The organism is Streptomyces sp. CNS606 (assembly GCF_000426325.1).
In genome coordinates, this window is the sequence record NZ_KE384521.1 from 689,894 (window position 1) to 702,864 (window position 12,971).

Below are 12,971 nucleotides of genomic sequence, written 5' to 3' on the forward strand. Positions count from 1 at the left end.
TCACGGTGAGGTCTGGACCACTGCCCTGTCAACACCGCCGCACCACGGCGGACGGAGCGCGACCCCCCGCGCGGACACGGTCGGCCCGCGGATGCGTCAGAATTGAGGCCAGGGCCACCGCACGAGTTGACGAGGGGCACGGATGTCCGGACTGATCGACACCACGGAGATGTATCTCCGCACGATCCTGGAGCTTGAAGAAGAAGGCGTCGTCCCCATGCGTGCCCGGATCGCGGAGCGGCTCGACCAGAGCGGCCCCACGGTCAGCCAGACGGTGGCGCGCATGGAGCGGGACGGCTTGGTCCAGGTCGCGGGCGACCGGCATCTGGAGCTGACCGAGGAAGGCCGGCGGCTCGCCACCCGCGTGATGCGCAAGCACCGGCTCGCCGAGTGCCTGCTGGTCGACGTGATCGGCCTGGAGTGGGAGCAGGTGCACGCGGAGGCGTGCCGCTGGGAGCACGTGATGAGCGAGGCGGTGGAGCGCCGGGTGCTGGAGCTGCTGCGGCACCCCACCGAGTCGCCCTACGGCAATCCGATCCCGGGCCTGGAGGAGCTGGGCGAGGACGCCGAGGCGGAGTCCTTCCTGGACGACGGCATGGTCAGCCTCTCCGACCTGCGGCCGGGCACGGACGCGAAGACGGTGGTCGTGCGGCGCATCGGGGAGCCGATCCAGATGGACGCGCAGCTGATGCACACCCTGCGCCGTGCCGGTGTCCAGCCGGGCGCCGTGGTCAGCGTGACCGCGGGGCCGGGTGGCGGGGTGCACGTCGCCAGCAGCGGCGAGTCGGCGGAGCTGGAGAGCAGCATCGCCTCGCACGTGTTCGTCGCGAAGCGCTGACCCGCTCCGGCGCGGGCCGCGCCGGACGTCGGTCCTTCCGGCGGGGTGGGGCGCGCGGCAGAGCTGCCGCGCGCCCCACCCCGCGGCTGCTTTTCGTGCGCAAGTTGGCGGAAACCGCCCGTACCCGGTCGCGGCGTGTCACCCTGTCGCTACGCGGATTCCGCCACGTGGCGGAGACGGGCGGGCGGAGGGAGGCCGGGCGATGCACCGATCCGGCGTTCGGTGCGTCCTTCCGGGATGTGAGGAGCCGAAAGCCGATGTGGGCAAGGCGGGCCCCGGCGCCGATGAAGGCGGCCGGGGCCCGTCCTCCCCAATGTCCCCCCGACCACGACCCGGAGCCCCGAGCCCCCAAGGTCGTTCTCCCTCCCGCTCACTGTCTCCCCCGGTCCGTGGCGATCAACCGCGGCCGGATGTCACTCGAACGAGGGGTCTTGTCGCGCAGAGTCCCGTGTTCGAATAGAAGTTCGATAGCGTGTGGGAGTCGTCCGAGTCGTCAGCGCGTTCAGACGGAGTGGGGGTGCCGAAGCGCATGGTGAGACGTATCGACGTGACGGGAGCGGAGGGGGTCCGGCTCGCGGCCTGGGAGTTCGCGGATCCGCTGAAGGAGGCGCAGCGCTCCGGCGGGCCGGAGGGTCCCGATCCGGCTCCCCCTCCGTACGGCGTGCTGCTGCTGCACGGCCTGATGGGTCGCGCGGGCCACTGGGCGGACACCGCCCGCTGGCTGTCCGCGCGGTACCGCGCGGTCGGACTCGACCAGCGCGGTCACGGGCGGAGCGACGGGCCGCAGGAGGACGCCTTCGGCCGGGAGGAGTTCGTCGCGGACGCCGAGGCGGCCATCGAGCAGCTGGGCCTGGCGCCCGTGGCCCTGGTGGGCCACGCGATGGGTGCCCTGACGGCCTGGCAGCTGGCCGCGCGCCGCCCCGACCTGGTGCGCGCCCTGGTCATCTGCGACATGCGGGCCTCCGCCCTCGGCGAGCGCTCGCAGCGCGAGTGGGAGGAGTGGTACGCGTCCTGGCCGGTGCCGTTCGCGACCCTGGCGGACGTGAGGAAGTGGTTCGGGGAGGACGACCCGACGCTGGAGCGCCCGCGGGCCTCCCGCGGGGACTTCTTCGCCGAGGTGATGGCGGAGAGCCCGGACGGCTGGCGCCCGGTGTTCTGCCGCGAGCAGATGCTCCGCGTCCGCGAGACCTGGGTGCACGACGCGCACTGGGAGGAGCTGGCCCAGGTGCAGTGCCCCACGCTGGTGGTGCGCGGGCTGGACGGCGAACTCGGGCGGGCCGAGGCGCAGGAGATGGTGCGGGTGCTGCCGCGCGGCATCTACGCCGAGGTGCCCGACGCCGGTCACCTCGTCCACTACGACCAGCCCGCCGGCTGGCGCCGCGTCGTCGAGCCCTTCCTCCAGGCCGCACTCGCCGACCACTCCTAGGGCCTGTCCGGCGGATCTTTGAGGTTCGGCCCGCGGCGTCTGGTGCACGGGGTCTCCCCAGGTCCGCCAGGATCGAGGGGACGCATCGCAAGGCGGAGGACCGCAGCTCGTACTCGGCCGTACTCCTCGTACTCGCGCGAGGCGACAACGGTGGGGGCACCCCCCGTGCCCGAAGGGCCACGGAGGAGAGGGGCCCGTAGCCGTCGTCGCGGGCCCGAGGAGATCCGCCGGACAGGCCCTGAGCCCGCCCGGGCGGGCTCACCGCGGCGGCGTCAGCGGGACACGGCGCCGAGGATCTCCGGCAGGCGGGCGGCGGCCCGGGGAGCCGTCAGGCGGAGGGAGAGGGCGCAGAGGGCCAGACCGTAGGCGACCCCGAGTGGGAGGAGCAGCCAGAGGAAGCCGTGCCAGGCGGCGAGGTGCAGCCAGACCGTGAGGGCGAGCAGCGGCATGCAGAGCACCGCGCCGACCAGCAGGCCGCCGAGGATGCTCAGGTAGGCCAGCGACCCCTGGCCGGGTGCGACGTTCTTGGCGCTGTCCTGCGGGATCGAGTAGGGGAAGTACGTCGAGGACCACACGCCCGTCGCCAGGAGCGCGCCCAGCAGGGCCAGGGCCAGCCCCAGCACTTCGGCGAGCGCGGCCCAGTCGTCCAGGAGGGCGGCCGAGCCGATGCACACCAGGGCGACGTACGGCACGCCGACGAGCGCGATGGCCGACATCCGCGCCCGCAGCTCGACGCGCGCGTCGTGCGCGGACGCGGTGGTGGCGGCGACCAGCCAGAAGGCGGAGTAGTCCTGGCCGAACTGGTTGTACATCTGCAGGCCCAGCAGGCCGGCCGCGAAGCAGGCGTTGTACACGGTCCCGTTGCCCTGCACGAGGAACACGATCGGCAGCAGGATGCCGATGCCCAGCGAAGAGGCCCAGGCGACCTTGGCCTTGGGGTCCCGCCAGGCGTACCGCAGGGTGCGGAGCATCACCGCGCCCGTGCGGCCTTCGGGGAGCCGGGCGGCGAGCCCTGCCGAACGGCCGCCGCTGCGGTCGGCGGAGTCCGTGGCGGCGGCCTGGAGGGTGGAGGAGTCGGGGGAGGTCATCAGATGGGTCAGGCTGCGACGCCACCAGCGGAGCAGCACGACCAGGCCGGCGGCCGTGAGCGCCAGCTGCACGGCGGCGGCCGCGTAGGCACCGTCCGACGCGGACTGGACCGCCGCGACGGCGGAAGCCGGCGGAAGCCAGCCCAGGACGGCTGCGGCCGGCTCCAGTGCGGACAGTCCGCCCGGCTGGGACAGCTTCTGCACGCCGAGATTGAGGAACTGCGCGCCGATCGCCAGCACGATGCCGCTCAGCAGCGCGAGGTCGCGGCCCTTGCGGCTGGTCAGCAGCCGCACGTTCGCGGCCGCCACGGCGCGGGCCAGCGCGACGCAGGTCAGCAGCGTCAGCGGAACGGCGAGAACGGCCGCGACCGTCGCGGGGCCGCCGTGCGTCACCGCGAGCGCCGCGCCGAGCACCAGGGTGAGGGTGAACACCGGGCCGATGCCGATCAGCGAGGCGCCGAGCAGCGCGGTCACCAGCCGCTCGGGCCGCAGCGGGAGCATGACGAGCCTGCTGGGGTCCAGCGTCTCGTCGCCGCTGGGGAAGAACAGCGGCATCACCGCCCAGCCCAGGGCGACCAGCGCGGTGAGCGGCACGACGACCGCGTCGGCGTGGGGGGTGCCACGCAGCACGATCAGGCCGAGCAGCTGGAAGGCGGAGAGGAGCAGCGCCAGGACGATCGAGGTGACGAACGCGGCCGTGCGGCCCGTCGACTGGCGCAGGCCGTTCCGCAGCAGGGACAGCTTCAGGCGCAGGAACGTCGGGGTGACGGAGGGGGCGGGCGCCGTCGTGGCGGGCGCGGCGGACGTCGGCGTCGTGGCGGTCACCGGCCGCCGTCCTTCCGCGGGGTGGAGTCCGCGCCGCTTGCGGCGCCCGTGCCCGTTCCGGTGCCTGTGCTCGTGGCCGCGCCGCCGCCGAGCCAGTCCAGGCTGTCACCGGCGGCCGCCCGTTCGCCGGCGCCCACCAGTTCGAGGAACGCCTCGTGCAGTGTCGGGGCGTCGCCGCGGACCTCGGCCAGCGGCCCGTGCGCACGGATGCGGCCGGTGGCCATGACCGCGACCCAGTCGCACAGCGACTCCACCAGCTCCATCACGTGGCTGGAGAAGACCACGGTGGCGCCGGAATCGGTGTAGCGCTCCAGCACGCCGCGGATGGTCTGGGCGGACACCGGGTCGACGCCTTCGAAGGGCTCGTCGAGGAAGAGCACTTCGGGGTTGTGCAGCAGCGCGGCGGCGAGGCCGATCTTCTTCCGCATGCCCGTGGAGTAGTCCACGATGAGCTTGTTCTGCGCGCCGGCCAGGTCGAGTACGTCGAGGAGCTGGGCGGCGCGGCGTTCGGCCTCCGCAGCGGGGATGCCGCGCAGCGCGCCGAGGTAGCAGAGGAGTTCGCGACCGGAGAGCCGTTCGAAGAGGCGGAGCCCTTCGGGCAGCACGCCGATCCGGGCCTTCACGGCGACGGGGTCGCGCCACACGTCGTGCCCGACGATCTCGACCGACCCGGAGTCCGGCCGCAGCAGCCCGGTGATCATGGACAGGGTGGTCGTCTTGCCGGCGCCGTTCGGGCCGACCAGCCCCACGAACCGGCCCGCGGGCACGTCGAGGTCGATGCCGTCGACGGCCGCCTGGTCGCCGAAGGTCTTGCGCAGCGCGCGGACGCGGACGGCCGCCGCAGGCGCGTCGGGGGCCATGGCGGCGACGGCGCCGGCGGAACGATTCCCCGGGCGGTCCTCCAGCCGGGTGCCGGGCTGCGGAGCCATCGGGTCGGGGCCGGTGCCGCGCGGCTGATCCCGCCGTGGTCCCTGCCCCGGTCCGCCGAAGGTCGGCACGGCGCCGTCCTTGCCCTGTACGCCCTGGGGCGGGCGGGCGGCGGGGCCGCCGTCTCGGTTCTGGTGGTCGCCGGCCATGTTCTGGTCACCCTTCGTCCCCGTGCGTGCGCCGCGTACCGGGCGCACGCCGAACGGCTGTTCGTGCGCCCTTCGCGGCGCCCACGATACGTCCCGGCTTCCTCAGGCGGGAGGTCCCGCCCGGCCCTGCCTGCCCGCCGCGGGCGCCGCCGCGCAGCAGGAGCGTTCGCCGTACTCTCCGTGGCCCCGCGCGCCGCGCCCTGCCCCGCGTCGCGCCCTGGAGGGTGGGCCTCCTCCACCCGTGCCGGGGCGCGCCTTCCACCCTGGTGGTGACCCGCGGCTGTCGACGGCCGGCCGCGGGGTGCGACGGCCGGCCCCGCCGGGGCGAGAGGCGGCGGGTGTCCCGACGCGTGCCCCGGCCGGGTCAGGAGGCGCGGGCGGTGGCCGCCTCGCGGCCGGCGGCGTAGGCGAGGGGCGCGACGATCTCCTCGACGTCGGGCAGCCAGCGGTTCGCCGCCGTCGGCGCGCACGCCCACTGCACCGACCCCTTCGTGCCCATGCGGGTCGGCGGAGCCGCGATCCAGCCGCCCTCGCCGCGCGTCGCGAGGTCCAGCGCGCCCGGCGACCAGCCCAGGCCGCGCACCAGGGCGGGGACCTTCTTCGCCGCCCCCGGCAGCACGAGGAACAGCATCCGCCCGTCCGGGGTGGAGGTGACCGGGCCCAGGGGGAGCGCGAGCCGTTCCATGCGGGCCAGCGCCAGGCAACCCGCCGTCTCCGGGACGTCGACGGCGTCGAAGGTGCGGCCGGTCGGCAGCAGCACGGACGCGTGCGGCACCTTGGCCCACATCCGGCGGGCGGCCGTGGCGCTGCCCGTCGCGTCGCCGGACCAGCGCCCGTCCAGCGGGTGGGCGCCGGGCGCCTCGCAGTGCGCGTCGCCACAGCTGCACCGCGGCACGGGGGTGCCGTCGACCCGTTCCAGCCAGGTGCCGGGGAAGACGTCCCAGTGGCGTTCCTCCGCGTACCGCGCCGCGTACTCGGCCATCGGCGCCGGCTGCGGTGCGCCGGGCCGGTGCGGTACCCGCGGGTCCGGAACGCCGCGCCCGGCGCCCTCGCGGGGCGCGGACGGCGCAGACGGTGCGGTGGCCGGGCGGGCGGCGGCTGAGGTGACTGCGATGGTCTTTTCCACGCCTGTCACAACTTCCCCGGTGGGCAACGGTTACGGGCCGCGCGGCGCCTGCCCCGCCGCAACGTTCCTCCGCTGCGAGTCCGTCCGGAGTCCGTCCGGAGTCCGCCGGAGCACGTCCGGCGGCGCGGGGCGCACGGGTGCACGACCGGGGGCGCGCGACGGGGTGAAGGGTTGTGCGTGGGTAAGGGTGTTCACGGCGATTACGTCCGGAACAGTCGATTTTCCGGCATATGCGCTGGGCAGTGATCGTGATCATCCGGAACCCGCCGCCCGGGCGGGCCCGTGGATCCGTTTCCGCTGAGGGGGCACGATGGCCGCCAGGCCACTGGTCGCACGGCAGCCCAACGACAGGCTGCAGGCACTCATCCAGGAAGCCGGTTGTTCCCACGCCGGTCTCGCCCGCCGCGTCAACGTGTGCGGTGGCGAGCAGGGTTGCGACTTCCGGTACGACAAGACGTCCGTCGCGCGCTGGCTGCGTGGTCAGCAGCCGCGGGGGAGGGCGCCGGCGGTCATCGCGCAGGCGTTGGGCCGCAAGCTGGGCCGCACGGTGACGCTCGACGAGATCGGCATGGCGAACGGAAGGCATCTGGCCGCCGGTGTGGGCCTCCAGTTCGCGCCCACGGTCACGAGCGCGGTCGAGCAGGCGGGCGAACTGTGGCGCAGCGACGTCGGCCGGCGCGACCTGCTGGCGGGCGGATCGACGGTCGCCGCCGCCGCGCTCGTGGAGCCCAGCCGCGACTGGCTGATCACGCCGCCCGACGCCCAGGTGGCCCGGGGCAACGGGGCGCGCGTCGGCCCGGCGGACGTCGAGGTGGTGCGGGCCACCACGGCCGCACTGTCCGACCTGGACCACCGCTACGGCAGCGGACACGTGCGCGCGGTCGTCGTCCACTACCTCAACAGCGTGGTCTCCGGCCTGCTCGGCGGCTCCTACCGCGAGGAGGTGGGCCGGGAACTGTTCGCCGCCGCCGCACGGTTGACCGAACTCGCCGGGTACATGGCCGTCGACACCGGCCAGTCCGGCCTGGCGCAGCGCTACTACATCCAGGCGCTGCGGCTCGCGCAGGCGGCCGGGGACCGGGCGTATGGCGGCTACGTGCTCGCCGCGGGGATGAGCCATCTCGCGGCCTCCCTCGGGAACGCCCGCGAGATCGCCCAGCTGGCCCGCGCGGCGCAGGAGGGCGCGCGCGGCCGGGCCACGCCGCGGGCGCAGGCCCTGTTCCTCGCCGCCGAGGCGCGCGGGCACGCCCAGCTCGGCGACTCCCGCACCTGCGAGGCCGTCGCCGGCCGTGCCGTGGAGGCGATGGAGCGTGCCGAGGCGGAGCGCGACCGGGGGGACGACCCCCGGTGGATCCGGCACTTCGACGGCGCCTACCTCGCGGACGAGCTGGCGCACTGCCACCGGGACCTGGGGCGCCCGCGCGAGACCGTCCGGTATGCCGAGGAGTCGCTGGCCGGTCACCCGGAGCGGCGGACGCGGCGGCGGGCGATCGGACTGCTCCTGCTCGCGGAGGGCCACCTCCAGTCGCGTGAGGTCGAACACGCCTGCCACAACGGGACGAAAGCGGTGGAAATGCTCGGCGGTCTGCGGTCGGAGCGCGGGGCGGAATACCTGGAGAGCTTCCGCCAGCGGCTGGAGCCGTTCGCGAACGAGCCGGTCGCACGGGAGTTCGTGGCGCATGCGGAGTGCGCGGCGAGGAACTGACACGGCAATTCGTCATGACAGATACCTTTTTCTCCCGTTGTGGCCGGGCGGAGAAGGGGGTCCGGCACCGCACCGTTTCGCGGGCGTGGTCGAAGGTTCGAGCGAACCGGTAGCGTGAGTCGTCGACTTCGGCAGTCAGACGGCGTACGAGGAGTTCCGGTGACAGCGCACAGCGGACGCGGACAGGGCGGCGACCTCCCTTACGAGGGCGTCGTGCTGCCGGCGAACGGCGAGCCGTGGACGCCCGAACAACAGCGCGAGGCAGACGCGACGGGCCGTTCGCCGCAGCCCGCCGAGGGGCGTCCCTGGGGCGAGCCCTGGGGGCCCGACGTCCCGTCGCCGCCCGCGGCCCCGCCGGCCCTCGAGTACCGGGAGGCGCTGCCCCACCAGACCGGTGCCGCAGCGCTCCCGCCCGCGGACGGCCCGTACCCCGCCGCCTCGCCGTACCCGGAGAACGCGGACTACACCGCCGGCGGCCACGGGCAGCCCGGGGCGCCCTGGGCGCCACCGCCGCCCGCCGCCCCGCCGGCCGACCCCTACGGCCAGGGTCACGCGGGCCCCGGCGGCTACGGAGATTCGGGCGGCTACGGCGGCCACGGCGGCTACGGCGGCCACGGGGACGCGGACGCCACGCAGATGCTCCCGCCCCAGCAGCAGCCGCCCCAGTACCAGCCGGCGCAGACCGGGCAGCAGGGCCCGTACGGTGACATCGGCGCGCCCTGGCCGCCCCGGCCGGGCCACGGGGACGCGGACGCCACGCAGATGCTCCCGCCCCAGCAGGCCGCGGAACCGCCCGCTCCCGGCGGTCCGGGCGCGCCCTGGCCGCCGCCCGCCCCGGGTGACGCGGACGCGACGCAGATGCTCCCGCCCCAGGGCGGTCACGGCGATGCCGACGCCACGCAGATGCTGCCGCCGCAGGGGCATCCGGGCGCGCTGCCGCCCGAGGGGGCGTACGGAGGACAGCACGCTCCCGTGGACCCGGGGCCGCCGCCGGGCGGTGCGCCGTACGGCGTGCATTCCGGCGCGCCCGGCGAACGGCAGCCGCCGTCCGAGTTCGACAGCCTCTTTCGCAGCGCCTCGACCACACCGTCCGTACCCGGGCCCTACCCGCCCGCCGGCGCGGCCGGACCGGACACCGCACCGGGTGGCGCGTACGGCGGTCCTCCGGGACGGCGGACCGCCGCCGCGGAGGACCGGGAGCCCGGCCGCCGCAGACTGTCGCCTCCGGTGCTGGCGGGTATCGGCCTGGTGGTGGTGCTGGCACTCGGGCTCGGCGTCGGCGCGCTCACCGGCGGCGGTGGCGAGGAGGACCCGAAGGCCGGGCCGGGCGGACCCACGGAGCCCGCGGGCGACCCGTCCCAGGAACCGGGCGACTCCGCCGAGAAGCAGGCGGAGACGCTGGACAAGCTGCTGGAGAAGAGCAACAACAGCCGCAACTCCGTCATCCGGGCGGTGCAGAACATCAAGACGTGCCAGAAGCTCGGGCCGGCCGCGGCGGACCTGCGGGCCGCCGCCGACCAGCGCAACGGCCTGGTGACCCGCCTCTCCGAGATCGAGACCGGCGCACTCCCGGAGAGCGAGCAGCTCAACGCGGCGCTCACCGAGGCGTGGAAGGCCTCTGCGAAGGCCGACGACGCCTACGCCGCGTGGGCCGACCAGGTCGCGGGCCGCAAGGGCTGCAAGAAGGGCAAGGCCCGCACCACCCAGAAGACGGCCCTCGGCAACCGGGCCAGCGGCGAGGCCACGGCGGCGAAGAAGAAGGCGGCGGGGCTGTGGAACCCGACCGCCCAGGAGTACGGCCTCCCGGAACGGCAGTACACGCAGCTCTAGACGGTGCGTCCCGTCCTGTCCCGTCCCGGGCGGGACGGGACGGAGCGGCGGGCGTCAGTCCAGGTCGTCGTCGGCCTGGAGGGACTTCTCCACGTCCACGAATCCGTCGTGCACGGAGACCAGCCTTCCGCCCCGCACGCGCTGGTAGGTCACCGAGGTGTTGACGATCCGCGGGAACTCGGCGGCCGACAGCAGGTCGTCGTACTGCCAGCGCAGCTTCGGCGTCAGTCCGCCGGTGGAGAAGGCCGGGCCCTCGTCGAGGACGGTGCGCAGCGAGCGCGCGGTGACCGGGGTGTCCGGGCCGATCTCCGCCAGCGCGGCGCGCAGCACGGTGTAGGCGATCCACGTCGTACGGACGCCGGGGTCGTCGGGGTCGATCCGGTCGTCTCCGAAGGCGTGCTCGCGCACCACCCGCCGCATCGGGTCCCAGCGGGGGTCGTCGGCGGTCGGGTACCAACCGGTGGCGTACGTCCCCTCCAGCGAACTGGCGGCGCCGCCCGTGCTGTCCACGAGGTTCTGCCGGATGCTTCCCAGCACCGAGGCGGTGGCGACGCCCGCGTCCTCGGGCGCGAGCCGTCGGAAGGAGTCGAAGAACGTGTCCGTACGGCCGCCCAGGACGGCTGTGACGCACGGCGTTCCGGTGCCGGAGGCGGCGGCCGCCTCCGCGCCGTCCAGGGCGCGCCGGGCGGAGGGCAGGTAGGACGTCGCGTCCTCCGGCGCGGCGACGTCCCGGACCGGCGCGGCGGCGCCGCCGTCGCGCAGGCCGGCGTCGAGCAGCGGGACGAGCTGGTCCCCGCCGACGGTGTCGGGGCGGACCAGGGTGACGTCGGTGCAGCCGCCCGCGGCGAGCTGCCGCCCGTTGCCGGCGGCGAGGACCGGCAGGCCGCCGTTGACGGGGTAGGAGAGCGGGCTCTCGAACTCGTCGTCGGCGACCCCGAATCCGCCGAGGTAGGGGATGCCGGCGCCCTCCAGCGGCGGCATGAAGGTGTGCCCGTGCCTGCTGTACGAGCCGACGACGGCGACCACGTCCTCGTCGGCCGCCCGGTCGGCGCACCGCGCGGCCGCCAGGCGGTCGTTGCGCTCGTCGCAGGTCAGCACCTCCAGGCGGCGCCCGGCGACACCGCCGGAGGCGTTGATCCAGCGGGCGTACGCCTGGGCCATGGCCGTCATGCCGGCCATGTCGGCGGCGTGGGTGTCCTGCGGGGCCCAGGTCATCACCTTCACCGTCTCGTCGTCGGCGCGGGCCTCGGCGGGAAGGAGCCCGCAGCCGGTGAGCAGCGGTCCGCTCAGGGCGGCCGTGGCGGCGAGGGCGGTGTGCCGGCGGAGGCGGACGCGGAGCGGGTGGCGCGGAGAGCGGGGGGCGGCGCACGGACGTCGGGGGTGGAAGCGGCGGAAACGGCTCCGAGCGGTCATGTCGGGTCACGATGCCCCGGGCCCGTAACGCGACGATGGCCCTCGGTCGACGGACGGTGACCGGCTGGTGAATTCCGGGGGGCAAAGCGGTGGCGGTGACGGGCGGACATAGGCTCGGGTGCCATGCAGCACGCGCACCAAGCTCCGGAGAAGTCTTCCCGCCGCGGACGTCGTTCCCCCACCATGGGCGGCATGCCCGTACACGACATGCCCTGGTGGCGCTGGCGCAGCAACGTCCGCTCCGCGCTGCACATGCTCTCCGACCCCGCCTTCCAGCAGGAGTGCTGGGCGACGGGGCGCCCCGGCTACGGCGACGTCACCGACGCGGTGTACCGCCTCGTCGAGGACACCTGGCTGGACAACTGGTCGGCCGAGAAGTACGTCGGGACGATATTCCGCGACTCGCAGGAGGCCGCGCTCGTGGACACCGCGGTCCTGCGGGTGCTGCGGATCATGCACCAGGTCGGCGCGGACGCGCCCGTCGCCGCGTACCTGGAGCACCACGCCTGGTCCGAGGCCGTACGGGCCGCGCGCGACGCGCACCAGCGGCTCGCGGTGAACGACGGGGAGGACCCGGAGGTGCCGCCGCAGTCGCTGGACGCCCTGGCGCTGTCGCTGCGCGTGGTCTGACCGGGCGACCGCGGGGCCGGCACGACCGGCCGGACCGCCGGGGCCGGGCCCCCGGCGTGGCCCGCCCGAGGGGCGGACACCCCCGCCCGGAGCGTGGCCGGTGTGCCACGCTGTGCTCATGAGCGAGCCCGCACCCGAACAGTTCGTCCTGACCCTGTCGTGTCCGGACAGGATGGGCATCGTGCACGCGGTGTCCAGCTACCTCTTCATGACCGGCTGCAACATCGAGGACAGCCAGCAGTTCGGGGACCACGACACCGGGCTCTTCTTCATGCGCGTGCACTTCTCCGCCGAGCCGCCGGTGACGCTGGAGAAGCTGCGGGCCAGCTTCGCCGCCGTCGGCGACTCTTTCCGCATGGACTGGCAACTGCACCTGGCCGAGCAGCGGATGCGGGTGGTGCTGATGGTCAGCCGCTTCGGCCACTGCCTCAACGACCTGCTGTTCCGGGCCCGCATCGGTGCGCTGCCGGTCGAGATCGCGGCGGTCGTCTCCAACCACACCGACTTCGCCGAGCTGGTCGCCTCGCACGACGTGCCCTTCCACCACCTCCCCGTCACGCCGGAGACGAAGCAGCAGGCCGAGGCGGAGCTGCTGCGGCTGGTCGAGCAGGAGGGCGTCGAGCTCGTCGTGCTGGCCCGCTACATGCAGGTGCTGTCCGACGACCTCTGCAAGGCGCTGTCGGGCCGGATCATCAACATCCACCACTCCTTCCTGCCGAGCTTCAAGGGCGCGAAGCCGTACCACCAGGCGCACGCGCGCGGGGTCAAGCTGATCGGCGCGACCGCGCACTACGTGACCGCCGACCTCGACGAGGGGCCGATCATCGAGCAGGAGGTGGAACGGGTGGGCCACGAGGTCTCCCCGGACCAACTGGTCGCCGTCGGCCGGGACGTGGAGTGCCAGGCGCTCGCCCGCGCCGTGAAGTGGCACAGCGAGCACCGGGTCCTGCTCAACGGCCACCGCACGGTCGTCTTCCCCTAGCGCACGCCCCTCCCGCCCGGTGAACGCCCCGG

The 12,971-nt window shown here is 74.6% G+C and carries 10 protein-coding genes; 6 read left to right on the top strand and 4 right to left on the bottom strand.

Annotated features, from left to right (window positions below):
• Positions 1 to 142: 142 nt before the first annotated feature.
• Both K304_RS0123885 and K304_RS0123890 read left to right on the top strand, forming a co-directional pair.
• Positions 143 to 838 carry an iron-dependent transcriptional repressor DtxR gene (locus K304_RS0123885; protein ID WP_027765772.1) on the top strand — a complete coding sequence of 232 codons (696 nt, stop codon included), beginning with the start codon at positions 143 to 145 and terminating at the stop codon, positions 836 to 838.
• Between the two features lie 529 nt (positions 839 to 1,367).
• Positions 1,368 to 2,264, top strand: coding sequence for an alpha/beta fold hydrolase (locus K304_RS0123890; RefSeq protein WP_037791857.1), 897 nt, complete (start codon positions 1,368 to 1,370; stop codon positions 2,262 to 2,264).
• A 272-nt stretch (positions 2,265 to 2,536) separates the two neighbouring features.
• Here K304_RS0123890 and K304_RS0123895 read toward each other — a convergent pair whose 3' ends face one another.
• From K304_RS0123895 to K304_RS30975, 3 genes are all read right to left on the bottom strand, one after another.
• Positions 2,537 to 4,177 carry a hypothetical protein gene (locus K304_RS0123895; protein WP_027765774.1) on the bottom strand — a complete coding sequence of 547 codons (1,641 nt, stop codon included), beginning with the start codon at positions 4,175 to 4,177 and terminating at the stop codon, positions 2,537 to 2,539.
• Positions 4,174 to 5,037 (bottom strand): ABC transporter ATP-binding protein, encoded by an 864-nt coding sequence (locus tag K304_RS30970; protein ID WP_051308816.1) that lies wholly within the window; start codon positions 5,035 to 5,037, stop codon positions 4,174 to 4,176. Before K304_RS30970 ends, K304_RS0123895 begins: the two co-directional genes overlap by 4 nt.
• Positions 5,038 to 5,617: 580 nt before the next feature.
• Positions 5,618 to 6,235, bottom strand: coding sequence for a bifunctional DNA primase/polymerase (locus K304_RS30975; RefSeq protein WP_051308817.1), 618 nt, complete (start codon positions 6,233 to 6,235; stop codon positions 5,618 to 5,620).
• 454 nt (positions 6,236 to 6,689) lie between these two features.
• Between K304_RS30975 and K304_RS0123910 the strand changes: the two genes are divergently transcribed.
• Both K304_RS0123910 and K304_RS0123915 read left to right on the top strand, forming a co-directional pair.
• Positions 6,690 to 8,084 (top strand): NsdA family TPR-like regulatory protein, encoded by a 1,395-nt coding sequence (locus tag K304_RS0123910; protein ID WP_027765775.1) that lies wholly within the window; start codon positions 6,690 to 6,692, stop codon positions 8,082 to 8,084.
• 159 nt (positions 8,085 to 8,243) lie between these two features.
• Positions 8,244 to 9,914 (top strand): hypothetical protein, encoded by a 1,671-nt coding sequence (locus K304_RS0123915; protein ID WP_051308761.1) that lies wholly within the window; start codon positions 8,244 to 8,246, stop codon positions 9,912 to 9,914.
• 54 nt (positions 9,915 to 9,968) lie between these two features.
• On the opposite strand, the gene K304_RS30980 is transcribed toward K304_RS0123915, so the two are convergent.
• Positions 9,969 to 11,327: an ABC transporter substrate-binding protein gene (locus K304_RS30980; RefSeq protein WP_078529608.1), complete on the bottom strand. Its 1,359-nt coding sequence runs from the start codon at positions 11,325 to 11,327 to the stop codon at positions 9,969 to 9,971.
• Between the two features lie 123 nt (positions 11,328 to 11,450).
• On the opposite strand from K304_RS30980, the gene K304_RS0123925 reads away from it, so the two are divergent.
• Positions 11,451 to 11,957 carry an SCO4402 family protein gene (locus K304_RS0123925; RefSeq protein WP_078529610.1) on the top strand — a complete coding sequence of 169 codons (507 nt, stop codon included), beginning with the start codon at positions 11,451 to 11,453 and terminating at the stop codon, positions 11,955 to 11,957.
• A gap of 118 nt (positions 11,958 to 12,075) precedes the next feature.
• Positions 12,076 to 12,939 carry a formyltetrahydrofolate deformylase gene (purU, locus tag K304_RS0123930; protein ID WP_027765778.1) on the top strand — a complete coding sequence of 288 codons (864 nt, stop codon included), beginning with the start codon at positions 12,076 to 12,078 and terminating at the stop codon, positions 12,937 to 12,939.
• The last annotated feature ends 32 nt before the right edge of the window (positions 12,940 to 12,971 follow it).